This window comes from Psychrobacter communis (genome assembly GCF_014836505.1).
GTDB lineage: Bacteria > Pseudomonadota > Gammaproteobacteria > Pseudomonadales > Moraxellaceae > Psychrobacter > Psychrobacter faecalis.
This window is the reverse complement of the sequence record NZ_JACSQR010000024.1, coordinates 1-26062: the sequence shown is the minus strand read 5'-3', so window position 1 is coordinate 26062 and position 26062 is coordinate 1. Positions and strand designations below refer to the sequence as shown.

Annotated in this window: 22 protein-coding genes and 1 pseudogene; 13 read left to right on the top strand and 10 right to left on the bottom strand. The window is 44.3% G+C overall.

Annotation, left to right across the window (positions count from 1 at the left end):
- Positions 1-5 precede the first annotated feature (5 nt).
- Positions 6-2165: a fatty acid oxidation complex subunit alpha FadB gene (gene fadB / locus H9653_RS08925; RefSeq protein ID WP_144297792.1), complete on the bottom strand. Its 2160-nt coding sequence runs from the start codon at positions 2163-2165 to the stop codon at positions 6-8.
- Between the two features lie 741 nt (positions 2166-2906).
- Here fadB and H9653_RS08920 point away from each other — a divergent pair.
- Both H9653_RS08920 and H9653_RS08915 read left to right on the top strand, forming a co-directional pair.
- Positions 2907-3995 carry a polyprenyl synthetase family protein gene (locus H9653_RS08920; protein WP_191691991.1) on the top strand — a complete coding sequence of 363 codons (1089 nt, stop codon included), beginning with the start codon at positions 2907-2909 and terminating at the stop codon, positions 3993-3995.
- Positions 3996-4035: 40 nt separating this feature from the next.
- Positions 4036-4854: a DUF72 domain-containing protein gene (locus tag H9653_RS08915; protein WP_191691962.1), complete on the top strand. Its 819-nt coding sequence runs from the start codon at positions 4036-4038 to the stop codon at positions 4852-4854.
- Positions 4855-5099: 245 nt separating this feature from the next.
- Here the strand turns inward: H9653_RS08915 and H9653_RS08910 are convergent, their stop codons facing one another.
- Positions 5100-5729, bottom strand: coding sequence for a superoxide dismutase (locus H9653_RS08910; RefSeq protein ID WP_191691961.1), 630 nt, complete (start codon positions 5727-5729; stop codon positions 5100-5102).
- A gap of 428 nt (positions 5730-6157) precedes the next feature.
- Between H9653_RS08910 and rdgB the strand changes: the two genes are divergently transcribed.
- The 7 genes from rdgB (at position 6158) to H9653_RS12525 (ending at position 13965) form a co-directional block, all read left to right on the top strand.
- Positions 6158-6826: an RdgB/HAM1 family non-canonical purine NTP pyrophosphatase gene (gene rdgB / locus H9653_RS08905; protein WP_191691959.1), complete on the top strand. Its 669-nt coding sequence runs from the start codon at positions 6158-6160 to the stop codon at positions 6824-6826.
- A 384-nt stretch (positions 6827-7210) separates the two neighbouring features.
- Positions 7211-8548, top strand: a complete 1338-nt coding sequence (tig, locus tag H9653_RS08900) for a trigger factor (protein WP_144297796.1) — start codon at positions 7211-7213, stop codon at positions 8546-8548.
- A gap of 682 nt (positions 8549-9230) precedes the next feature.
- Complete coding sequence (clpP, locus tag H9653_RS08895; RefSeq protein ID WP_068407788.1) at positions 9231-9860, top strand: ATP-dependent Clp endopeptidase proteolytic subunit ClpP; 630 nt, start codon at positions 9231-9233, stop codon at positions 9858-9860.
- A gap of 166 nt (positions 9861-10026) precedes the next feature.
- Positions 10027-11301 (top strand): ATP-dependent protease ATP-binding subunit ClpX, encoded by a 1275-nt coding sequence (clpX, locus tag H9653_RS08890; RefSeq protein WP_191691957.1) that lies wholly within the window; start codon positions 10027-10029, stop codon positions 11299-11301.
- A gap of 260 nt (positions 11302-11561) precedes the next feature.
- Positions 11562-12599, top strand: a complete 1038-nt coding sequence (locus H9653_RS08885; RefSeq protein WP_191691955.1) for an SDR family NAD(P)-dependent oxidoreductase — start codon at positions 11562-11564, stop codon at positions 12597-12599.
- A 442-nt stretch (positions 12600-13041) separates the two neighbouring features.
- Positions 13042-13581 carry a c-type cytochrome gene (locus H9653_RS12530; protein WP_225211691.1) on the top strand — a complete coding sequence of 180 codons (540 nt, stop codon included), beginning with the start codon at positions 13042-13044 and terminating at the stop codon, positions 13579-13581.
- A gap of 27 nt (positions 13582-13608) precedes the next feature.
- The gene (locus H9653_RS12525) at positions 13609-13965 is read left to right on the top strand and encodes a c-type cytochrome (protein WP_225211690.1); all 357 of its coding nucleotides are present in this window, start codon (positions 13609-13611) and stop codon (positions 13963-13965) included.
- Between the two features lie 169 nt (positions 13966-14134).
- On the opposite strand, the gene H9653_RS08875 is transcribed toward H9653_RS12525, so the two are convergent.
- The 3 genes from H9653_RS08875 to argS form a co-directional block, all read right to left on the bottom strand.
- Positions 14135-15232 (bottom strand): PTS transporter subunit IIC, encoded by a 1098-nt coding sequence (locus H9653_RS08875; protein WP_225211689.1) that lies wholly within the window; start codon positions 15230-15232, stop codon positions 14135-14137.
- Between the two features lie 101 nt (positions 15233-15333).
- Positions 15334-16167 carry an SPOR domain-containing protein gene (locus tag H9653_RS08870; protein WP_191691953.1) on the bottom strand — a complete coding sequence of 278 codons (834 nt, stop codon included), beginning with the start codon at positions 16165-16167 and terminating at the stop codon, positions 15334-15336.
- 138 nt (positions 16168-16305) lie between these two features.
- Entirely contained in the window at positions 16306-18135 is a 1830-nt protein-coding gene (gene argS / locus H9653_RS08865) for an arginine--tRNA ligase (protein ID WP_191691952.1), read from the bottom strand.
- Between the two features lie 383 nt (positions 18136-18518).
- On the opposite strand from argS, the gene H9653_RS08860 reads away from it, so the two are divergent.
- Positions 18519-18737, top strand: a complete 219-nt coding sequence (locus H9653_RS08860) for a DUF2788 domain-containing protein (protein ID WP_068406984.1) — start codon at positions 18519-18521, stop codon at positions 18735-18737.
- Between the two features lie 35 nt (positions 18738-18772).
- Here the strand turns inward: H9653_RS08860 and cmoB are convergent, their stop codons facing one another.
- Positions 18773-19804 carry a tRNA 5-methoxyuridine(34)/uridine 5-oxyacetic acid(34) synthase CmoB gene (gene cmoB, locus H9653_RS08855; RefSeq protein WP_191691951.1) on the bottom strand — a complete coding sequence of 344 codons (1032 nt, stop codon included), beginning with the start codon at positions 19802-19804 and terminating at the stop codon, positions 18773-18775.
- An 82-nt stretch (positions 19805-19886) separates the two neighbouring features.
- Complete coding sequence (gene cmoA, locus H9653_RS08850; protein WP_191691949.1) at positions 19887-20690, bottom strand: carboxy-S-adenosyl-L-methionine synthase CmoA; 804 nt, start codon at positions 20688-20690, stop codon at positions 19887-19889.
- 285 nt (positions 20691-20975) lie between these two features.
- Here cmoA and msrA point away from each other — a divergent pair, with 285 nt between their 5' ends.
- The 3 genes from msrA (at position 20976) to H9653_RS08835 (ending at position 23995) form a co-directional block, all read left to right on the top strand.
- Positions 20976-21497: a peptide-methionine (S)-S-oxide reductase MsrA gene (gene msrA / locus H9653_RS08845; protein WP_191691947.1), complete on the top strand. Its 522-nt coding sequence runs from the start codon at positions 20976-20978 to the stop codon at positions 21495-21497.
- 121 nt (positions 21498-21618) lie between these two features.
- Positions 21619-22284, top strand: a complete 666-nt coding sequence (gene tmpT, locus H9653_RS08840; protein WP_191691945.1) for a thiopurine S-methyltransferase — start codon at positions 21619-21621, stop codon at positions 22282-22284.
- A 217-nt stretch (positions 22285-22501) separates the two neighbouring features.
- A complete protein-coding gene (locus H9653_RS08835; RefSeq protein ID WP_191691943.1) occupies positions 22502-23995 on the top strand; it encodes a lytic murein transglycosylase in 1494 nt (497 codons plus the stop codon).
- Between the two features lie 156 nt (positions 23996-24151).
- Here H9653_RS08835 and H9653_RS08830 read toward each other — a convergent pair whose 3' ends face one another.
- The 3 genes and pseudogenes from H9653_RS08830 to H9653_RS08820 all read right to left on the bottom strand — a co-directional run.
- Complete coding sequence (locus H9653_RS08830; RefSeq protein ID WP_068406968.1) at positions 24152-24448, bottom strand: hypothetical protein; 297 nt, start codon at positions 24446-24448, stop codon at positions 24152-24154.
- Positions 24449-24622: 174 nt separating this feature from the next.
- A complete protein-coding gene (locus tag H9653_RS08825) occupies positions 24623-25651 on the bottom strand; it encodes a DUF4062 domain-containing protein (RefSeq protein ID WP_318242162.1) in 1029 nt (342 codons plus the stop codon).
- Positions 25652-25906: 255 nt separating this feature from the next.
- Positions 25907-26062: pseudogene (locus tag H9653_RS08820) on the bottom strand (IS982 family transposase); the annotation flags it as partial.

The window sequence follows — 26062 nt, the reverse complement described above, 5'->3', positions numbered from 1 at the left end:
GACCATTACGCAGTGGCGTAAAAAGTCTCGCCTGCGGCTGCCATATCGCGAATCTTTTGCGGCGCTTCATAGGCTTTGCCAAGGTGCGCGTATTTTTCGCATAGCGCCAAGTAGTTATCTAGACCCATTTGGTCGATATAACGGCAAGGGCCACCGCGGAACGGCGGGAAACCAACGCCCATAATCATCGCCATATCGGCTTCAGATGGCGTGCTGACGATGTTGTCTTCTAGGCAACGTACGGTTTCATTACAGAACGCCAGCATAGTGCGGTCGATGATGGTTTGATCATCGAAGGTTTGCTTATCGCTATCCGTTGTAGTTTTTAGTAGCTCATAAGTCGCTTCATCCGCCACTTTCTTTGGCTTACCGCGTTTGTCAGTCTCATACTTATAGAAACCAACGCCGTTTTTCTGACCTAAACGATTGTTCTCATATAAATGCTCAATCGCGCCTTTATAATCAGGCTTCATGCGGTCAGGGAAACCTTCTGCCATCACTTCTGCGCCGTGTACGCCCGTATCTAAACCAACCACGTCGATTAGATAAGCAGGACCCATTGGCCAGCCGAATTTTTCCATGACTTTATCGACATGAGCAAAATCCGCACCTTGCTTAAGCAGCAAGTCAAAAGCACCAAAGTATGGAAACAACACACGGTTGACCAAGAAACCTGGGCAGTCATTGACGACAACCGGCACTTTGCCCATTTTAGACGCTAGCGCAACTGTAGTTGCAATCGCTTCTTCTGATGATTTTTCACCGCGGATAACTTCGACGAGTGGCATACGATGTACTGGGTTAAAGAAATGCATACCGACGAAGTTTTCTGGACGCTCAAGTGCTTCTGCTAAATAAGTAATAGAAATCGTCGAGGTGTTTGACGCTAGGATACAATCGTCTTTAACCAAACCTTCAACTTCTTTAAGTACCGCACGCTTAACGTTTGGATTTTCTACGACTGCTTCGATAACGATATCAGTCTCTGCAAAATCACCATAGTTCAAAGTTGGACGGATACGGCTTAAGGTTTCACCCATTTTCGCTGGGGTCATCTTTTTGCGTTCGACCATTTTACCAAGTAGCTTGCTAGCTTCGCCCATACCAAGGTCTAATTGCTCAGACTTGATATCTTTCATGATGATTGGCAAGCCTTTGCTCGCTGCCTGATACGCGATACCGCCGCCCATGATACCGGCGCCTAGTACGGCTGCTTCAGTAATTTCGTGTGCTTTTTTGCTGTGCTGCTTGGCAAGTTTTTTGACCAATTGATCGTTTAAGAACAGACCGACCAAGCTTTCTGCTTGTGGGGTTTTCGCCGCTTTGGCAAAACCAGCCGCTTCGACTTCGATCGCTTTATCACGTGGCAAATTGACGTGTTTTTCAATGGTTTCGATAGCGATTGCTGGCGCTGGGTACTGCTTAGGATTGGCTTTGGCAAAGATCATACCTTTGGCACTGTTAAACGCCATCGCTTGCTCAAGCTGGTTTAGCTTTACAGGATTCAGCTTCTCTTCACGCTTCGCTTGCCAATCAAGCTCACCTGAGATACATTTTTTGACTAGGTCAATGGCGGCATCTTGCAAGTCATCGGCAGGAACAGTCGCATCGACTAGGCCTAATTTTAGCGCATCAAGTGGTTTTTTCGGCGTACCAGTGGCGATCAATTCAAGTGCATTGTCGATACCAATCACACGCGTACTACGCACCGTACCACCAAAACCTGGGAAGATACCCAATTGGGTTTCTGGTAGACCGATAATGGCTTTGTCGCTCATGACACGGTATTCACAAACCAAGGTCATCTCACAACCACCGCCAAGCGCTGCGCCATTGATGGCCGCTACTTTTGGAAATGGCAGGTCTTCAAAACGGTTGAAAGCGTCATTGATATTAACGACCCAATCTTTGATTTCGTTTTCTGGATTCTTAAATGAACCGACGAATTCTGTTATGTCCGCCCCAGCGATAAACACGCCTTTGCTTGAGGTGACGATTAAGCCTTTCACGTCATCCGCTTTTTCTAGCGCTGTCACAACTTCAGCAAATTGCTTATTGGTTTCAGCATCAAACTTGTTCACGCTCTCATTTTCGGCGTTGTATTGCATGTTGGCGATGCCATCCTCTAGCATTGTCACCGTAATGCGATTTCCTTGGTATACCATTTGAAACTCCTTGCTATATAACGAAAGCTACGTTTTAAAATTAAAAGCTTTAAAATTAAAGGTCATAGTCAGTTATTGTTAGTAAAACGAGTAATAACACTGCCAACATACTGCTTTAAAAGTCAGTATATGAGCAGTGCAGATGTCTTTATTATCCAGCGCTCATGTTTGTATTCATTTTTTGCAACGCTATCAGGTAATAGCAAATATGAATACGGCGCTTCATTTATATACGTTTGTTACCGGTACTGATGTTATAAACACTGACTGAACATTGAGATGATCAGTCACTTAAATCAGGCTAAAAACCTATGCGCTAAGTGCCAGACCATTTTCACGCCAATTAGTGTAGGGGATTATGCCCCCGACTGTCACAAGCTAATACCATACTCGCAAGTCACTCTTAAGTCGACACCAACCCTTTACCTTGCGGCCAAGGTGCTTTAGGTGTCCGCCTGTATACTGAGATTTAAGATAAGAATTAGCCTTTATTATCAAAACACATCTAACCGTCAAGTTAAATCAATAATAGGTAACAAGGGTTTGTTGCATTATTACACCTATTCAACGGGCTTTTTTACGCCAATTTTTAACATTAAACCGCCAAAAATACGTCATTGATAATACTCGTAGCATAAGGAATATAATCTATCATGCTACACTAGCGCTATTTTTATTATTCACCTGATTAATGGTTGGATTATGACTGTTTCCCCTGCTTCTACTTCTATGCCAAGCCCTATGTCTTCAACAACGGCTTCAAACACTGTTTCAATAACGGTACCTTTTGCGAGCTTTAATAATAATACTGAGCAATTTCATAGCGCCGTGCGCGCGCAACTGGCGCAAGATATCGAGATGCTATTTGCTTACGCTGAGCTGCCAAGTCCGCTGCTTGATGCCTGCCGTTATGTGATGACCGGTCAGGGTAAATTGGTACGGCCGTTATTGGTCGCCAGCGCCTTTGATAGTGTCAATCGAAGCAATGCGAATGACGACGTTAATAAGGCTGATGAATATGTTGATAAAAGCACGGATAAAGAAGCTAAGCAAATTCAGCAAAATAGCGATTTAGAATCACTACTAGAAAACGACTCCGATTATGATATGGCGCGCCGTGCAGCATTGGCGGTAGAGCTGTTGCATACCTATTCATTGGTGCATGATGACTTGCCATGTATGGACGACGATGAGCTGCGCCGTGGTCAGCCAACTGCCCATATCGTCTTTGCAGAATCGACCGCCCTGCTCGCCGGTGACGTGCTACAAACACTTGCTTTTGAAGTACTAACCGCTGAGCTGCCAACCTTTGCGCCCTATGACTCTGCTATCGCAAGCCAGCTTATCGCGATATTCGCGCCGCGTGCCAGACGCATGGTTTCTGGGCAAATGCTCGACCTGAATGCTGAAGCCAGCGCCAACATTTCACAAGATGATTTAGAAGCCATCCACCGTGATAAAACTGGTGCGTTGATTGAAGCGGCGATGTTAATGGGCGGTATCTGTGCAGGAGCGACGGCGCCGCAGCGTATTGCCCTACAAGATTGCGCGCAGCATATTGGCCTTGCTTTTCAAGTCCAAGACGATATCTTAGATGTGACTACCAGCACCGATACCCTCGGCAAACCTGCGGGCAGCGATGAAAAGTTAGACAAATCTACCTATGTGAAACTGATGGGCGTTGAGCAAGCGACCCACTATGCGCAATCGCTATTTAATGACGGCCGCGCAGCGCTTAATCGTGAATTAAATAGTCGTGAGTTAAGCGCTAATAAGGACACCAACGCCTTATTGGCACTCATTGAATGGCTATGGTCACGTAAAAAATAAGCTCAGCAATAAACATTAAAAACGATAAAGGGTGGTCAACATGGAAAGTACCCTTACTCAGCGTATCTACCTCGGCACGGGCGGCTATAGCGATACCGATCTGCTTGGTACGCTGTACCCAACTGGCACCAAAAAGACCGACTTCTTACGCGAATACGCCAAGCAATACGGCGCGGTCGAGATTAATAGCACTTTTTACGTACCCATCGGACAAAAAGCCTTTGCTGGTATGGTTGATAAAGCCTATATGCAAGCAGACAGTGAATTGAAATTTGCCGTCAAGCTGCATCAAGACTTTACTCATGCACGCAAGGGCACAAGCGAGCATGCGCAAGCTTTTATTACTGCCCTTACACCACTTATCGAAGCCAATGCTCTCGCGCCATTACTACTGCAATTCCCACACGGTTTTGATCGTACTCGCGAGCATCGGTTGTATCTCGCCAATCTGGTCAGTTGGTTTCAAGACTATCCACTAGCCGTTGAGTTTCGCCATAATGGTTGGCATACCCCGCAAGTGGTTGATAGTTTTGTCAAACAAGGCTTGATTTGGTGTAGCGTCGATTACCCCAAAGTCAGCGGTCTTCCACCATCACGATTGATATTTACCGAGCGCACGGGCTATCTGCGTATGCATGGTAACAATCTAAACTGGTGGGATGCGATGAGTGCGGCTGACCGCCATGATTATCGCTACTCTGAGGCTGAGATGAACGACTGGGCGCAAGCGATTGCCAATCAGCGTCAGCACTTTGACACGCTCTATATCTTTTTTCAAAACACCGTCAACGCGCATGCTTATTATAATATTGCGATGTTACGTGAGGCGTTGGGTAGGTTTGGATTTGAGGTGATCTGAACAAGTTGAATGTTAAAACGTGGCGTGTCCCCTACATACCAACGATTGTTTTAACCTTTGTTTTATATGAATAGCAGAAGGCCCTTAAGATATAGGGTATTTAGTTTGAGAATTTGCTTTTATAAATGGTGCGCAGGGCACACCCTACAGAAACTAATTTTTGATAACAGTAAACCAAAAAAAGGACGCCTCTCAGCGTCCCCTTTTCTACTTATAAAGTAAATCAAATACTTAATGACTACAGATTATTTCTCAACACCCGCATCTTGACCTTTATATTTTGCATTTGCGTAGTCCCAGTTCACTAGCTTGTCTAGGAACGTGTCCACATAGTCAGGACGACGGTTACGATAATCGATGTAGTACGCATGTTCCCACACGTCACAAGTCAATACCGCTACTTGGTCATGTGCAAGTGGCGTATCAGCGTTAGCTGTTTTGGCGATAGACAATTTGCCACCGACTTTATCAGCCACTAGCCATGCCCAACCTGAACCGAACTGAGTCAATGCTGCGTTTTTGAACTCTTCACGGAACTTGTCATAGCTGCCGAAGTCTTCTTCGATTTTAGCTTTTAGATCGCCAGTAGGTTCGCCACCGCCGTTAGTTGGCGTCATGCAGTTCCAATAGAAGGTGTGGTTCCAAACTTGCGCTGCTTGGTTAAACATACCTTGCTTGCTATCATCTTTTGCAGTCGCTACGATGATTTCTGGCAATGTTTTGTCTTCTAGACCAGAACCCGGGAGCAATTCATTTAGCTTGTTTACATAAGCGGCATGATGCTTGTCATGATGGTATTCTAGCGTCTCAGCACTGATATGCGGCTCAAGCGCGTCTTTTGCATAAGGTAGATCTGGTAAAGTAATATTTGACATAGTTATTTTATCCTTGCTGGTTTAGCCATTAGTATTAGGTATAGCTTAAATCAACGCTATAAATTATCGGACTAAATTGGCTTAGTTTATTGTTAGTGAAAGTCATTACTCAATATGCTAAACATATTGCGGTAAACCTAAAAGGCTTGCATGCTAAAATTATCTTAAGCGCGCATCACTTATTAGTTAATGTACTTATAAATATGTAATGGGCAAAAACCATGATAAATATTTATAAGAATTATTAATTAAAAGTTCACAAGCTATAAGATATAATTCACTGTAGCTTGTTGCCTATTATAGCAATAGTGACGACAAATATCAGTTACCAAATGTTATGAATCAACGATTCGTTATGCTAATTGGTAATTTAGCTCATGCTAGCCTAGAATATAGCAGTATTAGCGAATCAATGACGGACAAAAAATATGACGCAAGCCAGCAGCGCAAACCTTACTCCACAAGAGCATTTAACGCAAACGACCCTCGCCAATCAATGGGTGCTTGCCAGTAATAATAAAGGCAAACTTGCTGAGTTTAAACGCTTATTTGCAGCGGCAGATTTGGCTGTGACGATTGTCCCGCAAGGTCAGCTTGATATCAATGATGCCATCGAAGACGGTTTAAGCTTCGTTGAGAACGCTATAATCAAAGCGCGGCATGCCAGCCGAGCAAGTGACCTACCGGCGATTGCAGATGATTCAGGGCTTTGTGTGCCCGTATTGGGCAATGCGCCCGGTATCTACTCTGCCCGTTATGCCGGCGAGCATGGCAATGACGCCAAAAACAACGCCAAGCTTATCGCTGACTTGCAGCCTATCCGTGCAGCACAGCCAGATACCCCTATCAAAGGCATGTTTGTGTGTGTATTGGCGATGGTGCGTCACGCCGATGACCCGCTACCGATTATCGCCCAAGGTTTATGGCACGGCGAGATTTTAGACGCGCCGCATGGTGATGGTGGTTTTGGTTACGATCCGCTATTTTGGTTGCCAGAATTACAAGCGACGGCGGCAAGTCTTAGCGCTGAGGACAAAAACAGCATCAGTCATCGTGGTCAAGCCATTGAGCAGTTATTGGCGCAATTGCCGCTATAAGCGTATTTTTTAATAAGTAGACTATTACAATGATAGCTAAACCTATAAATTCTCGACGAGGCGATTAAACAGATAATTTTTACTTTGATAAACAGATAGATTATACTGTTCTACTTTTAAAATTTTGTTGAAAGCCGTTATTTGTCTGTATAATTGAGCAAAAAGCGTTATTATGCGGGCGATTAGCAGTTAATATTGATATCTGAGAGCGTTTATTTAGAATAAAGCGTTTCATATTTTTGTGCCGTCAGCGATTGCTACGCTCACAGATTGCGAAATCGCGCGCTAGCAATATCCCCTATTTATTCCAACGGCAACCAGTAGCACACGCGTATTTTGCAGCCTGGTTGTCTATTTCTATTTAATCCTAAAGGTGTAACGAATATGGCTACAGATTTACAAGTCACAACCAACAAGCTGTCTAACAAAGAAACTCAGCTAACGGTTAAAGTACCCGTTGAAAAAATTCAAAATAAAGTTGAAGGCCGCATCAGCCAAGTGGCGAAAACCGCCAAGATTGACGGTTTCCGTAAAGGTAAAGTACCGATGTCGCATATCCGTTCACAGTACGGTGCCGGCATTCAGCAAGAAGTCATCAACGATGTGATCCGTGATACCGTATTTGAAGCGATCAAATCTGAAGATATCCGTGCTGTTGGCATGCCAAACATCGACGACGTCAAACTTGAAGACGACTTCTTGGTTTATCAAGCGACTGTTGAAATCTTCCCAGAAATCGATGTCCAAGGTATCGATGAAATCGAAGTTGAGCGTCACACAGCGACCGTCAGCGACGAAGACGTTGACACCATGATCGAAAACTTACAAAAGCAGCGTCAAGAGTTCGTTGAGAAAAAAGGTAAAGCGGCCAAAGACAACCAAGTGACCTTTGACTTTGAAGGTTCAATCGACGGCGAAAAATTCGAAGGCGGCTCTGCTGAAGACTTCAAGTTGGTTATCGGTAGCAATCAGATGATTCCAGGCTTTGAAGATGGCATCAAAGGTATGAAAGCTGGCGAAGAAAAAGTCATCGATGTGACTTTCCCAGAAGATTACCAAGCTGAGAACTTAGCTGGCAAAGAAGCACAATTTAAAATCAACGTAAAATTGGTTGAAAAATCAAAACTCCCTGAAATCGACGACGAGTTCCTAGAGCTATTCGGCGTTAAAGAAGGCGGCGTTGAGAAATTAAAAGAAGACGTGCGTAAAAACATGGAACGCGAAATCAAAAATGCCGCGCGTAGCCAAGTAAAACAAGCGACCTTTGATGCGCTACTAGAAAAGAACGAGTTTGACGTACCAAACGCCATGCTAGAGCAAGAAATCGATCGTCAACGCAACATGATGATGCAACGTTTTTCTCAGCAGTTCGGCGCCAACGCTGATAGCTTCGATAAAGACATGCTGCCAAATGAGCTGTTTGAAGAGCAAGCGCTACGTGCTGCCCGTCTTGGCATCATCGTTGCTCGCGTTATCGACACCAAAGGCTTAGAAGTCGACCAAGAGCGTGTTGAAAGCTTTATCAAAGAAGCCGCTGAAAACTACGAAGACCCAGCGGAAGTCATCGAATACTACACCAATGACAAGCAGCAACGCGCTAACATTGAGTCAGTAGTGCTAGAAGACCAAGTGGTTGATTATCTAATCGAGCAAGGCAAAGTAACGGACAAAGAAGTGAGCTATCAAGACCTACTAGCCGCTCAGCAGCAACAAGCGATGTAATGATGTAATCTAGCGCTTTGCCAGTCAATACGGACTGGTTTAATACCTAGCATTACCAAAAATGCCCTGACACCTTTGTTAGGGCATTTTTATTGCCCGTTTATAAACTACTGTCTTAATATAGTGAGTGAAAAGTAATACTGATACATCACACACTGCTGATATCAATTTTTCTTGCTTGCTGTGCCTGCGCAGACAGAGGCTACAAAAAATTTATATCAGCAATACCGTAGCGTGTTTAGAATATTTTGAATATAGCATTTTTTATAAACAGATTATTCATGCTGCCCTTGATAAGTGCACACAGACGCCTTATTAATAGGGAGTCGTTTATCATTTGTCACATTAAACCGTTACTATTGCTTTGATAAAAAAGTTACCATTGGCTCACTTATTTCTAGCGGCGACCATTATTTATTAGCCACTATTTTATTAGGCATAGCCAATCTGCTTTATTGAGCATATTTTGGTGTCGGATTAATTTAATAAAATAAAATGTATGCGCGAATAGGTTTTATTTTCTAGTAGGTTTTATTGCCAGGCGATAATGTTTACAATGATAATCATCAATAACAATGTAGCCAACAGCTAGCTTCTATTTTTTATCTTATGGACTTATAAACAGGACATCTCTATGACAGATTATGATCGCATTACTGCTAACCCACATTTTGATTTGTTGATGAGTGCGCATGACAACGTACAAAGCACGACTCAAGCCGCATTGGTTCCGATGGTGGTTGAGCAATCAGCGCGCGGTGAACGCTCGTTTGATATTTTCTCACGCCTATTACGTGAGCGTGTTATCTTTTTGACCGGTCAAGTTGAAGACCACATGGCCAATCTTATCGTGGCGCAGCTATTATTTTTAGAAGCCGAAAACCCTGATAAAGACATTCATTTATATATCAACTCGCCCGGCGGCTCAGTCAGTGCAGGTTTGGCTATTTTTGATACCATGAACTTTATCAAACCTGAAGTCTCAACCATTTGTATGGGCGGCGCGTATAGCATGGGCTCATTCTTACTGGCAGCGGGCGAAAAAGGCAAACGTTATGCCCTAGCCAACTCGCGCGTGATGATTCATCAGCCTTCAGGCGGCGCGCAAGGTCAAGCAACCGATATCGAAATTAATGCGCGTGAAATCCTAAAAACCCGTGCTCGCTTGAACGAGATTTTGGCTGAGCGTACCGGTCAACCGGTTGAAAAAATCGAAAAAGACGTTGAGCGTGACTATTGGTTAGATGCTAAAGAGGCCAAAGAATACGGCTTGGTTGACGAAGTATTAGAGCGTCGCCCTGATTCTTTATAAGCTTTAATTTCTTTATAAGCTTTGATAATAGACGTTTAAAGGACTTTAAAACATCAGTGGCCTAAATGCGCTAAGGTAAGTGAGAATATATCCATTGCCCTACGCTTTGGCGCTGATGTCCATAATCAAAACATTGATAAGCATTAAATTTTAGGAGTGCCTGTATATGGCAGAAGACAACACCCCGCATTGTTCGTTTTGCGGCAAAGAAAAAAGTGAAGTAAAGCAGCTGATTGCCGCTGACGACGCCAATATCTGTAATGAATGTATCGAGCTATGTACGGACCTGATTGCTGATAGCGCCGAAGATGGCGACGACGACAGCGACATTGATACCTCTTGGGTCAATAAAAAACTACCAACGCCAAAAGAGCTGCGTGCCAAGCTTGATGAATATGTCATCGGCCAAGATGCGGCGAAAAAAGCCTTAGCGGTCGCAGTTTATAACCATTATAAACGCCTAAAAGTCAGCCAAACGTTGGCTAGAGATAGCAAAAAAGCCAAAATCGGTGCTGATGACGCCATGGTTGAGTTGGCAAAAAGTAATATCTTGCTGATTGGCCCAACGGGTTCTGGTAAAACCTTACTGGCGCAAACACTCGCACGCTTACTTGATGTGCCGTTTGCAATGGCCGATGCGACGACCTTGACCGAAGCGGGTTATGTCGGTGAAGATGTTGAAAACATCGTACAAAAGCTCTTGCAAGCCTCTGACTATGATGTCAGCAAAGCTGAGCAAGGCATCATCTATATTGATGAGATTGATAAAATTAGTAAAAAAGGCGACAACCCTTCTATCACTCGCGACGTGTCGGGCGAAGGCGTACAGCAAGCGTTGCTGAAACTTATCGAAGGCACGGTTGCCGCTATCCCGCCACACGGTGGTCGTAAGCATCCACAGCAAGAGCTGATCCAAGTCGATACCAGCAATATCTTGATTATCGTTGGCGGTGCGTTTGCTGGCCTTGATAAAGTCATTCAGCAGCGTACGGAAAAAGGCGGTATTGGTTTTAACGCCGATGTCAGCTCAAAAGATGACAGCCGCCGCAGCTCTGATTTGCTGCAGCAAGTCGAGCCAGAAGATTTAATCAAATTTGGTCTCATTCCTGAATTGATTGGTCGTCTGCCTGTACTTGCAGCGCTACAAGAGCTCGATGAAGAAGCTTTGGTACAGATTTTGACAGAACCGAAAAACGCATTGGTAAAACAGTATAAATATCTGTTTGAAATGGAAGGTGCTAAGATTGAGTTTACCAAAGAAGCGCTTGATGCGATTGCCAAAAAAGCCATGGAGCGTAAAACTGGTGCCCGTGGTCTGCGCTCTATCGTCGAAAACGCTCTGCTTGAAACCATGTACGAGCTGCCATCGATGAAAAATGCCAAAACGGTATTGGTTGACGAACAAGTGATTAACGAAGGCAAAACCCCTAAAATTGCATAAGTGATGATTGGGTAAAAGCGCTTCATCAAGTTTGACGGGCTATATGCTTAACAGGCTATTGATTTAAAAAGCGTCTGATAGTTATTCAGGCGCTTTTTTATGTCTGTGTTTTATCATTATAATCTGTTTAAAAATGACAGCTGCGTTTATCAATCGATAGCAGCCACAGGGACAAATCATGCTAAGGTAAAGTGACTTTTATACGTTATCCTTATCGACCAACAAACTCTTCAAATCAATGATACAAAGGACTGTTTATCATGCTTAACCACGTTTCTAGCAATGTCTCAACTATAGCGAATTCACTGCGCCAATATCTACCTTTTCCCTCGCAGCAAGACCACGATATTACCCCTTATTATGCCAATCATGTCGCCGCTATCACTGGCGCAGGTTCTGGCATGGGGCGCGAGCTTGCCCTGCATTTAGCAAAAATGGGCTGCCATCTGGCGTTATCGGATATCAATCCTGAACAATTAGCGCAGACCAAGGAGCTACTGGTCGGCTATGATGTCAAAGTTACCACTACCGTACTCGACGTCTCGGACAATAAAGCTGTCGAAGCGTGGGCGGACAACGTGATGGCGGAACATAGCAAAGTGAATTTTATCTTTAATAATGCAGGCGTGGCGCTCTACTCAACGGTAGAAGGTAGCAGTATTGGCGAGCTTGAATGGGTGATGGATATCAATTTTTGGGGCGTGGTTTATGGCACCAAGGCGTTTTTACCCCTAATTAAAAATAGCGTCAAAGAAAGCGAAATTGATACTGGTAAAAAAGACAGCAAGCCACGCCAATTTAACGAACATGGTCATATCATCAATATCTCAAGCCTGTTTGGTTTGACCGCGCAGCCGTCACAATCTGCCTATAACGCCAGTAAATTTGCGGTGCGCGGCTTTACCGAAAGCTTGCGCCAAGAGCTAGACATTCAGCGCTGCGGCGTGTCGGCAACTTCTGTGCATCCCGGCGGTATCAAAACCAATATTGCCAATAGCGCACGCGGTAACGACAGTATCAGCGACCTCGGTATGCGTAGCGGTAGCAAAGCCATTCGTAGCTTTAATAAATTCTTAAAATTCGATGCCAGTAAAGCGGCTTGGATTATTTTACATGCCGCCGCCACCAACCAGCCACGCTGTTTGATTGGCAACGATGCCAAAATGATGGATGCCGTCCAGCGCGTATTCCCGTCTCGTTATGGTCAGGTACTCAATAATATCAACAAATTATCACGTAAATTAAAAGGCAAAAAACGCGCGAAAAGTGCCAACCGTAAAGCGGTATCTACTCATTAATATAGTGGCAAATACACGACGATAAGTTAAATTATTAAAGAAACATTCTTAGCAAAAAGCGCGTGAATACTTCGCTATTCACGCGCTTTTTTAGTAGAAAACAACATATAGTCAAAATATCCTAAAAACGCGACGGTATTGCTGATATATCGATATTACTTCCCACTCACTATAGATACTTTGGTTTGCGCTTCAGCTTTCTTTAACTTGGTTTGTCACGTTATGTTTTATTTTCAATTTAAAATAACTTTACGTATTTGTATTTGATACCATCATGTTACTGATTGATTACCCCGTAGTTTTTGATGAACAAAGTGGAGCGTATACGCAAAGTCATGCTGTCGTTTTTATCTAAACCACAGCATAAGTGCTGCCATCATTGCTGCTAAATTGACACATCGATAGATTTTTATATATTATATTTTAAGATAATGACATTCCAATGAGAAAGTTTTTACGCACTAAGTCTTCTATTTTAGTAGCGTCTATCTTTGCTCTTGGTGCAACCGTTCTCACAGGTTGTGATAATAGTAGTGAAACTAAGGCAGTTGATCGCGTTGAAGAGGCAGCAGCCCTAGCACGCGTAAAGGATCTTGAGGCACGTGCAGACGCCTTAAAAGGTAACATGCCTGCTGCCAATGATATAACTGTAGGCGGCGCTGATGCTGCAAGCGGTAAGCCGTCCATTAAGATGCCAGATGAATTGACCATTCCAGATGATGAGTATGGCGCTGCCGTACGGCGCGGTCTACAGCTTGCCAACCATACTTATAAAGAGCTGCCGAATAACGTTGGTAACCAGCTTAACTGTACCAGCTGTCACCTAGGCAATGGCTCAGAAGCGTATGCCGCGCCTTGGAACAATATGCCCAGCGTCTATCCGATTTATCGCTCACGTGCAGGTCGCGTCGATACCATACAAGAGCATATTAACGGTTGTTTTGAGCGTTCGATGAATGGTAAAGCACTTGATCTTGATTGAGATAATATGAATGCGATGGCGTCTTATATGAGCTGGTTGTCGCAAGATATGCCATTTGGGGTATCACCTGAAGGTCGCGGTTTTGTAAAAGTGAATAAAGAGTTAGAGCCAAATTCTGAAACCGGCAAAAAGCTGTTTGCAGAAAAATGCAGCGTTTGCCACGGTGCTGATGGCGAAGGTCAATACAATGCTGATGGTACTTACCTTTACCCAGCAGTCGCAGGCGACAAGTCTTTTAATGATGGCGCAGGCATGGCGCGTACATATACCGCCGCGGCCTTTATTAAAGGTAAAATGCCGTTCGGTCAGGGCAATACACTAAGCGACAGCGGTCGATATTGCCGCCTACTTTACCCATTTGCCGCGCCCTGTCAAAGCCAATAAAGACAAAGATTGGCCAAATGGCGATGCACCAAAAGATGTGCGTCGTTAATTGAAAAGCTTATAAGTCAGACCATAAAAAAGCCCAGCTATTCAATAACTGGGCTTTCTTATCATAGATAGTTAAGACAAATAGTTAGGATAATTGGCGTGCTTTAGCTTTATCTTTAATTTAAGGCAATTTCATATCGCCATCGACCAACCAGCCAAGGCGGCGCATCACGTAAGCGACCACACCAGCAATGAGCGCTGGTAATACAAACATCAATAAGATAATCGCCGTCCACAACTGAGCACTGCTCATGATTTCTTGTGATGCTTCAATGACGCCAAACACCCCAACCAGTCCTGCCGTGCCCATACCAGCGCCAGTTGCTGTGCAAGCTAGCCCAAAGCCAACGGTTGCGATAGGACCAACAATGGCGCTGGCAATCACAGCAGGCAATAGTACGAGCGGTTTTTTAAGGACATTAGGAATCTGTAGCATACTGGTGCCCAGCCCTTGGGATATGACACCACTGACGCCGTTGTCTTTAAAACTGGCCACCGCAAAGCCAATCATATGCGCCGCGCAGCCAACGACCGCTGCCCCTCCTGCTAAACCACCAAGTCCAATAGCGATACAGATAGCCGCGCTTGAGGTCGGTAGCGTCAATAAAATCCCGACCACCACTGCTATGACGATACCCATGAGTAGCGGCTGTAATTCAGTCGCTGCTTGAATACCCTGACCAATGGCGTTGACCGCAGCGACGACTGGAGGATTAAGTAGCGCACAGACGATGAGTGCCACCGTACATACCACTAAAGGGATAAGCAAAATATCGAGCTTGGTCTTGCCAGCGATCCAAGTACCAGCGCGATAAGCAAATACTGAAGCCAAATAAGCACCAATTGGATTACCGGGCACAGCAACGAAAGTTGCTGGACTTGCCTCTTGCGCGATAAATAAATTGCCCGCCATCAAAGCTTCAGAATGCGCGCCAAGCATCCCTGCAACCAAGCAACTTAGCATCACCAAAGTTGGTGCTTTTAGGTAGTAGGCGATACCAACACCGATACCTGCGCCCATTAATACTGACGCCAGCTTGCCAACTGCGACCAAGGCTGACAAGCTTAACCAACCACCAATTTGCGAGATGATAAGACCAGCGATAAGGGTCACAAACAACCCTAACGCCATGCCGGTAAAAGCATCGATAAAATACTTTTGAAAAAAAGCTTTCATCATGCCAACGGGCGCAGTTTCTGAAGGAGTCACAGTCATCATGATGCTCTTATATTGAGTTTGCGGAAAGGAGCTAAGAAACATATCAAAAAAAAGGGATAAAAAAAGCGTCCTCTGACGCTTTCTTTATCAATGCTTTAGGTTTAACGGCGCTGCTCAACGATAATAGAATCAATACCGTTATTTTGCAGGCGCTGCTGAGCGGTGGCAACCGCTTGACGATTATTCATCGGGCGTGAAATCACCTGATAAATAGGCAGGCCATTACTGGTAGTGTTTTTCACCACTCTAGCATCGACACCAGCCATCAACACTTGTGCACGGCGACGGTCTGCTTCATCGGCATCACCAAAGCTGTTGATTTGCAAAATATAAGTCGCCGCAGGCTTCGCTGGCTGAATGCTAGCATTGCTAGCGTTCGCTGTATTAGCTCTGTTTGCAGCCGCGCCTGTATTATTGGCAGCTGGCGTACCATCATAAGTCGCATCTTCTTCGACGATGACAATATCGTCGTCATTACTACTATTTGCTGCATTATTCGCGTTGTTGCTACGACTAGGCTCAATCGTAGTGCTCTCAGAGATACCAAAATTACCCGCATCATTATTACTTGGCGCGGTGTTTTCTGGCTGATTAACGACTACATCTGGCTCAAAATCAGTGATTTGACCGGATTGGCTACTACTACTGCCTTCACCAAAGTCTTCATCAGGGATGGTCGCCATCTCTTGATTTGGCAAAATATCATAGAACTCATAATCACCATTGTCGGTATCGGTATTGACTCGTTGCTGAACTTGTCTATCAGCATCTGTGCTCTCACCGCTGCCCGCAGGACTGAAGTTAAACAAGGGTGAAAGGTATAAAAACACCCCAATCATGAGCGTCAATACTGCCCCAACAAACATCCATAATAAGCCTGACACACTACTGGTTTTGCGTTTTTCAGTGGCACCTTTTGGTTTTTTGGCTAACATGGATCTCGTTCTCCCTACTGAATTATCTGTCGTTGTCGAGTTATCGTAATCGAATTGTCTTTATCGAATCAGCACTGTCGATTAGATTAGAATTGAAGAATTATCATCAAATAATGGCTACAGCCGTCTTCCTTTATACTACATGCTAGACGGTGCAGACAAACCTAATAAGCTCAATCCATTGGCCAATACTTGACGCACGGCTTTAGATAAGCGTAAACGCGCTTGCATCAAATCCATCTCAACTTGGCTTGGCGTTTCACCTGAAGTTAGGCTGACCGGCAAGATGCGATTGCCATCATACCAACCATGAAATAACGCCGCCAACTCTTTTAGATAGTTGGTTAAGATATGCGGTTCATAGCCTGTCGCTGAGCGTAGCAAGGTTGACGGATAAGCGGCAAGTAACTTAATCAATTCTTCTTCACTTGGTGCGACTAGTAACGCTTGCTTTTCAGCGCCAGTAATATCGTCTACTTGCAGACCACTGGTTTCTAGTTTTTCTAACACACGGCAAACCCGGGCATGCGCATACTGAATGTAGTAAACCAAGTTGTCTTTACTTTGCGATTTGGCCAGCTCCAAGTCAAAATCGACGTGCACTTCAGGCTTACGAGCGACGTAATAAAAACGCGCAGCATCGTTACCGACTTCATGGCGCAGCTCACGTAAGGTGACAAATTTGCCCGAGCGCGATGACATTTGCACTTTTTCACTACCGCGCCATAAGGCAACAAACTGTACCAATACCACATCAAGGCGGTCGGCATCGATACCAAGCGCCGTCAATGCCGCTTTTACGCGCGGCACATAACCATGATGGTCAGCGCCCCAAACATTAATGACTTTATCAAAACCGCGATCGAACTTGTTTTTATGATAAGCAATATCAGAGGCAAAATAGGTGCTTTGACCATTGGCACGGCGCACAACGCGATCTTTTTCATCGCCAAAATCAGTCGATTTAAACCAGATATTGCCGTCTTTTTCGTATAAATAGCCTTTTTCATCAAGGATTTGTAAAACAGGCTCAATCTCGCTATCGATGGATCTTTCGCTAAACCAGCACTCATAACGGACACCAAAGTCATTTAAGTCGTCTTTGATATCAGCCAAAATACTGCTCAATGCTGCATTTAAAAACAGCTCATAACCGGCGCCAAGCAAGGCTTTGCTATTGGCAATCAAACCATCGATATGGGCTTCTTTATCGCCTGATAGCAGTACTTTTTCGCCATCATTATTTATTTCAAACTGCGCGTCTTCCGCTACGTCTTTGCCAATGTCAGCAAAACTGTGAACGTAGCTATCGCGATGCTGGGTTTTTAGCGTTTGCGCAATATCACTGACATAATCGCCTTGATAGCCATTGACTGGGAAGGTGACTGCCTCGCCATTAGCTTCTAGATAACGCAAATAAGTACTGGTCGCTAAAATGTCCATTTGGCGTCCGGCGTCATTGACATAATACTCACGCGTGACGTCATAACCAATGGCTTCAAGCAAATTTGCCACGCTCATTCCAAAAGCAGCGCCGCGTCCATGACCGACGTGTAAGCTAGACGTAGGGTTGGCCGAGACAAATTCAACTTGGATTTTTTGACCTTTAAACTGCTTGCTTAAACCAAAGCGTTCTTGCAACTTAAAGATATCTTCTAACACCGCAAATTTGGCTTCGGTATTTAAAAAGACGTTGATAAAACCGGGGCCTGCGATTTCTACTTGACGAATATTTTGATTTTCAGGCAAGGCGTTGACGATTTTTTCAGCAAGCTGGCGCGGATTGGCTTTCGCAGCTTTGGCAGCCGTTAGGGCGATATTGCTCGCAAAGTCACCATGACTGGTATCTTTAGTCCGCGTAATTTGGCTGTTGTTTTGCCAATCAGCCGGTAGTTCGCCGTTCGTTTTTAGGACTTCAATGGCACTGTCAAACAGTGAGGCGAGCGTATCGATTTGGGCTTGTGACATAGGACTATAAACTCAGATAAATGAACAAAAAATTGGGGTAATATAAGATAAAACAGAAAAAATAAGTAACCTATAAATATAACAACCTTTAGCTGCTATTGCACTATTTGAACCAAAAATAGCATTAAAATCACCGCTATTATACTAGATATGTGCAAGTGACAAGGTAACGACTATTATAGGCTGCCAATACAAGTCTATTTAGGCGGATTGTAGCGTTACTGTTGTTTGACGTTGGTGAAACATTTATAGCAACCTCATTCCGCGTTATAATGGCAACATTAATCTATTACTGCTATAAATGCTGATGCCATTTATAACCATATATAAAAACAGACCATAGAAAACGCAGCACTTTACACTTTCATTGACAGGACAAAACCATGTTTGCCATTGCTTCTAGTACCGTCACCAGTTGGGGCATGTATATTTTATTGCCCATTTTTATTGCTTTCTTATTCTTTATCATTTGGGATTTATCAAAACAGTCTAACGCTGGGCGCGCTGGTACTTTTTGGATGTTTTTGGCCTTAGGTGCGGGTTTTATCGGTTTTATCCTAAAAGTATTGATAGAGATGGCATTTAAACGCTGGTTTATTTAACCAACCTCTCTTTGCCAACCGCAAACTAACCAGCGCTATTTTTTTGCAATTAAGGTTGCCCGTTTCGGCGCAGGATACCCTTCGATGGTTTTACTTCCATCAGTAGGGTCCAAAAAATCCGCCAAGGAATGATACGTCATCCATTCGGTTTTGCGCTGTTCCTCAGTCGACGTAACCGCTACATCGACGCAGCGTACCTCGCTAAACCCTGCTTTTTCTAGCCAACCAGTGAGCGCCTCAACGGATGGCAAAAAATAGACATTATTCATCTGCGCATAACGGTCGTGCGGTACAAGGACAGTATTGGCGTCACCATCGATAACCAAGGTTTCGAGTACCAGCTCGCCACCTTTAACCAGTTGCCCTTTTAGCTGTTGCAAATGCTCAAACGGCGACTGGCGATGATAGAGCACGCCCATACTAAATACGATATCGAATAGCTGACTGTGCTCCGGTAAGGCTTCAAGTGGTACAGGGATATAATGCGTTTTATAATGATCAGCGGCGCCGACAAAATGACGAATAGCCATAAATTGATGATAAAACAAACACGATGGGTCAATAATGATGACCGTCTCCGCGCCTGCCCCTGCCATCCGCCAACCGTGATAACCTGAGCCACCGCCTACATCCAGTACGCGCCGGCCTTTTAAATTGCCTAAATGCGGCACGACCCTTTGCCATTTCCAATCGCTATGCCATTCGGTATCAATCTTAATACCTGACTCATCATCGCCAATCTGACCACCAATCTGGAAAGGCCCTTTACGCCACGGCATTAGCTGCTTTAGTAGCGCTAAGGTTTGTTTGCGCTCAGAGTCGCTGAGGTTGGCGGCAATCGTTAATACATCACTGTCCAAATCTACTTCATCAGCCGCTACTGTTGGCAAACGTGCCACCGACGCTTGGTAAGCAGGCGCGTGTGCGTAATTGGCTTTATCTTTAATAGCATTAAGCCACGTTGGTAAGCGCGTGAGCCACTCATAAGCACTCGGCTGCTGCTGCGCCAATGACAGCAAGGTTAAATATAATTCGCGTTCAGCGTGAATAATGGTGTCGTTAAGCATAAAAACAGATTGCCATATGGGGAAAAGATAGAGTAAAAATTTATATTAAAAGTCGAGCCGTTATTACTATCGCGTTTAAATATTATTTAAAGGCCACAATAGAGACAAAGTTTAAAAATTGAAACCAGGTCAAATGACGCTCAAAGCCAACGTGCGCTAGACGCGTATGATGCTCATCCAAGGTATCGGTAATCAAAACGTTCTCTAACGCATTGCGTTTGCCGCTGATTTCCATCTCGGTATAACCATTGGCGCGTTTAAAATCATAATAACGCTCAACCAACCACGCATCATACTGCTCATCAAAAGCATGGGTTTTTTCGGTCAATACCAAAATACCCCCTTCACTTAATGCGGCATAAATTTTCTCAAGCACTGTCACTCTATCGGCAGCGGGCAAAAACTGTAGCGTCAGATTCAGAATGACCATATCGCATGGCTCAAGCTCGACATCACGAATATCGGCGGTGATGACCTCGATGTTATGCGCGGGATAATTCTCCGTTAATAACGTGCTCGCCTCATTGGTCATCGCGGGTGAGATATCAATCGCCTTAATCTGTAAATCTTGCGGCTCAAACTCGCCTGCCAACGCCATACTTGCTGCACCCAGTGAGCAGCCCAAATCATAGACACGGCTGACACGCTGGCCGCTATCATCTTGCTGGCGGTATTTACAGTGACGACGAGCAAATATCGGCAACATCGCCAGCACTTGACCATAACCGGGTACACTACGGCGAATCATATCAGGAAAACACGCCACCACTTGCTCATCAAAAGAAAAACGCGCCGCTTTATCGAGTGGCGTGGTAAATAAGGTATCGTGCTTTACGGTGTTATTAGTCAGGTTAGTAGGCTTAGTTTGGCTCATGAGGTTGCTCATTTTTTGATGGTGGCTCGTTTTTTAATAATGAAACTTTAATTCTTTAAAAATAAAATGTTAGTTAAATGGTGAATTGCTCAGTGCTTTAAAGATAGCAAAAGCCCATTATAACATTACTGTTTGTTACTTATGGCGAGCAACTGCCTTGCTAAGCTAAATAGGTAACGCTAATTCTTTATAAAGGCAATATTGAGACATAAAATTAGTATTGAAAGATGAGATATTGCAACCAAATAAAGACCTTAGCGCATCTCTATGACAACAGCTATAATAATAGGAACAATCATGCAAACCATTATCTTAGGCGGTGGCTGCTTTTGGTGCACCGAATCAGTATTTTTATCCGTAAAGGGCGTGCAATCTGTGGTGTCAGGCTATATGGGCGGCGATGCCGTTTCTGCCAACTACGAAGCGGTCTGCAGTGGTGATACCGGACACGTTGAAGTAATCAAGGTTGAGTTTGACGAATCTATCGTACCATTAGAAGTGGTTCTTGATGTGTTTTTTGCTACGCATGATCCCACCACCATGGATCGTCAAGGCAATGATGTCGGCAGCCAATACCGCAGCGTGGTTTTCTATACCGATGAGGCGCAAAAACCAACGGTCGACCGCACCATTAGCAAATTACGCGACATGGGCCTCAATGTGGTGACAGAAGTCCATCCCGCTATGGAATTTTACAAAGCTGAAGACGCCCATCAAGATTTCTATAATAGAAACCCGGGTCAAGCCTATTGTAACTTTGCTATTCCGCCAAAACTTGCCAAACTGCGCAAAGAATTTAGTCAGTATATGGTGAATTAAACAAGTAACGTGAATTTTATACGCTATCAAAGCCAAGGGTTAAGACGCTTGGCTTTTTTATTGCGTTTAGCGGTATGATAATACCAAACATTTAAAGCATAGATAGGTTGGGAATAAAGGTATGGATTCTAAATTTTGGCAACAGCGCTGGCAAGACGGCCGTATTGGCTTTCATAAGTCTGACGTCAATCCTCAGCTAATCAAGTATTTTTCTGAACTGGCAGTGCCCATCGGTAGCCAAGTCTTGGTACCTTTATGCGGTAAATCGGTTGATATGGTATGGCTTGCGCACGCAGGCTACGATGTCGTTGGCGTCGAGCTTATCGAAACCGCTGTGCAAGCGTTCTTTGCTGAACAAAAGGTTATTCCTACTATTACTGAATTTACGAGCGCTACGGATAATGCCATTTTAAAACGCTATCAGGGTCAGCTAGCTGGACAAACCATCACTTTATGGGCAGCAGATATTTTTGCTCTGAGCGCAACAGATATAGGCGAGATTAATGCTGTTTATGATAGAGCAGCATTGATAGCCTTGCCAGCTACGATGCGTGCTAATTATAGTGCGCAAATAGTCAAGCTTAGCAATCATGCACCACAACTATTAATCACCCTAAACTATGACCAAAGTAAAAAAGACGGCCCGCCTTTTTCGATTAGTCAGCAGCAGTTACAGCAGTATTATGATACCGACTATAAAATTATCGAGCTTGAAAACCAGTCATCAACCCTGAATGCGGCATCTGAGCTAGCCGTAACTGAACAGGTTTGGCTATTAAATCCTTAATCTACTCATCCATTGGAGCTAAACCACGAAAAAGCGCTAAAGCTTGCTTCAACAGGATAGCCAAACCCTCTTCTAACCTCACGCTCACGTCAATTTATAGTAACCGAGTGCTTCGATACCTTTTCTTTATTACTGAGATTGGTTACTCTAAGTTCATACTGCTTAATTCAGCTTTGTTCTCTTTCAATGACTATTTTGATGTTTATAGGATATTTCCATGCGTTTTTCTTCGACCTCTACGTTATCGCTACTTAGCATCGCAGTTGGCCTCAGCTTTGCCAGTACTGCGCAAGCGGCCAAACCACCAGCCCCAGACTTATCTAATAGCCAGTTTCAACAGTGCTTAGATGGTTTGAAAAACTCTAGTAAATTCCGCGGCGTCGATAGTTATACGTTTAATAATTATCGTCCAAGCCAGCCTGATCCTAGTGTGATTCAGTCACTCAATTACCAGCCTGAATTTCAAAAAGACGTTTGGGATTATTTGTCTTCGTTGGTAGATAAAGAGCGGGTCGAAGATGGTATTCGCGCTAAGCACCAATGGGCAGATACCTTGCGCCGCATTGAATCGCGCTATGGGGTTAAAGCCGAGCACGTACTGGGCGTATGGGGCGTGGAGTCAAACTTTGGTCAGACATTGGGTAAAAAGCCCTTGTTTGAATCTTTAGCGACGCTGTCATGTTTTGATCGTCGTCAAAGCTACTTCCAAGGCGAATATGCCAATGCGCTAAAAATCGTCCAAAATGGCGATATTGCACCTAGTGATATGACCGGCTCATGGGCAGGTGCATTTGGGCAAACGCAGTTTATGCCAAGTACCTTTTTAGAACTGGCTGTCGATTTCGATGGTGATGGCCGCCGCGACTTAGTTAATAGCGTCCCTGATGCGCTCGCCTCTACTGCCAACTTTTTGGACAAACGTGGTTACCGTACCGGCGAGCCATGGGGTTATGAAGTCAAACTGCCGAGTGGTTTTTGGGGCGCATCAAACCGTAAAGACAAAAAATCTATCAGCCATTGGCGCAATCAAGGGCTGACATTGGCGAACGGCAGCCCTCTGCCTTCTACCTTGGGCAGCGCAGGTTTATTATTACCAGCCGGCACTGATGGCCCAGCATTCTTGGTGGGTAAAAACTTCGACACGTTTTATTCGTATAACGCTTCAGAAAATTATGCTTTAGCAATTGCCCACTTATCAGACTTAATCGCGCGTGAAGACAGCAGCAAAACCGACTTTGTCACTGCCTGGCCGACGGACGACCCTGGTATCAGCCGTCAGCAATCTAAAGATATCCAGCAAGCATTATTAAATGCAGGCTACGATATTGGCGAAGTGGACGGTATCATTGGTGATAATACGCGTACGGCGATTCAGCAATATCAATCAAGCCATGGCATCTTTCCAGCCGATGGACGCGCCGGACAAAAATTTTATCGGGCCATCGTTGGTAATAGTGCTGCAAGCACTTCCCAATATGGCAATCCGTACGGACAACCAGCAAACAGTCGTCCTTTAAACCCTGCGCCTGCAGACCGTATGGGGCAATTGATTCAACAGCAAACTGGCAGCTCAAACTCTAATCCTTACTCGGTACAGCCGTCTGTGCAGCCAACCGTTAGACCATCAACCTCATCGGGCAATACGCGTTATCGCCGGGTTACCAGTCCTGATGGTACGATAAAGCTTGTACGTGTCGATGAAGGTTCATAATTAGCTAAGCTAAGGAATGATTTATTTAGTATCTACAAGCATGTATTAGCGACTAATAAAAAAGCCACGCAAATGAGCGTGGCTTTTTTATTAAATGAATTGAATAAATTGGAAAAAATACGGTCATCATTCTATTATTTTGTTAAATAATACCTACTAGATAACAGGTGGCGGATTTGGTTTTCCATTATCGCCATCCCAATTTTCGCGGGCTTTGTCATCTAAATCCGCAGGCGTTTTTGGTTTCCATTTACCGTTTTCTTTCCACGTCGCATCACCCCAGTCAGCATCTTCTTCCTTTCTATCCAAGTCTTTATAGGCTTGGGTTGGGTCAATGCCGCGGCGCTTCATATCGGCGACTTGTTCTTCGAGCGTACGAAACTGGTCGGCTTCAAGCATGGTTTCTTCTAAGCTGGTTAGTTCACTATTTAAATTTTTTTTGGCATCACTCATTGTTCGTTCTCCCTAATTATTAAGCATTATTATGTATTTATACGCTTATTATTACGGGTATTGCTCAGCTTCACAACTACAGAGACGTATGCTTTGTATTACAAAGGGTAAGCGCCGGCTTTATAAATGGATTTTTTATCCATAAAATTATAAATAGAGCAGAGAGCATTTGCCCTAGCTAAGCGGTAAAGTTGGCGCACTAGAAGTGTTGGCGTCAGTGCCTGTCAATAAGCTCTTCGCATAAAAGGTGAGTTTCCAAAGCTCTTGTGACACGCGCGTGCCATAGGTGGTGAGTTGAATCCAGTTAGCCGCCACCAACTGCCGCTGTAATTGGTTTAAGTCATCTTGATAAATCTGACAACGTGCCACCGCGTGAACATTTGGCATGTCATTTTTGATATCTGTTTCAGCTTTGACTGCGATTAAGCGATTAATGGCGCTCTGTAAACCATAGCTTGAAAAGGTAGCCGGTATTTTTATTAAGGCGATGAGCACTTCTTGCCACGATAAAGTCATAGGGCGGGTGACGTCGGTTAAATTACCGCCTTCATAGGCTTGGGCTTTGTACTGAATCTCAAAAGTGTCTGTCAGCACCAGTGGCTTGCTGACACTATCGGCTGCTAAATGATCGGTAACAGCAGGGCGAGATAGGGTAAGTTTGGCTTTCTTGGTAGAAAAGCTCGTGGCCGTTTCTTCGGCCAGTGCCGATTTATTGGCTTTCATCAGCTCGTCGCTCACTCTTACCCAGCCGTCCCCTACTTCATGATTGGCGACCATTTTATAGAAGGCCTGAATGAGTAGCTGCTCGATATCATTTTCTGTTTCATAGTAATAAATCTTATCGGCTTTTTTGGTCACCATGTTGGTGAATTCTTGCAGCTGCCGACTGATATTGACCTCGTTATGATGACTTTTGACCAATATTAACAAGGGTTTGAGCTTGGCTTTGGCATTGAGATAGCTCAAATGCATTTGACTGACACCAGTATTTTGCGCCGTGCCATAGCTATCACCGATTATCATCAGCGCATAATCGCAAGCATCGATACACTGGCGACCATATAACGCCGCTTTGGGTAATTTGCTAGAAACGTCATAGGTTAAAAATGCGCGGCCTTGGAAAAACATCGCCACACTGTCTAAAACCAACAGTTGGTCGTTGTCAGCGCATATGACGTGAATATGATAGCGACGGTTTGACACAATCACCTCTAAACTTATTAGTCATATAAATGAAAGTTATCTCGATTGTTATCGAAAAGCGATAGCATCAGAGCCTGTCTAATATTCTGTTTGGCAAATACTAGCCTAGCATTATATTACGCAAATACGTTTAATTTATTGCTAATTCCACTAATATATTGCGGGATTATAACAGCTACTTCACTATTGCACAGGCAAAAAACCCTATTAGAACCCCAGTTCGGGATAAGCCACATTGTAACTCATTGATACTATTTACAATGTTGCTACCTGTCCCTGCTGAGGCATGTTTTTGATGGTGGGTTTATAGGGAAACCAGCAATAAGCAATTAAACCTGACAGCAAGTTTGTGATAAACCCCGTGACACTACGATGGCGTGAGTGTTCGATTTGGCACAAGTTTTTAAGCTC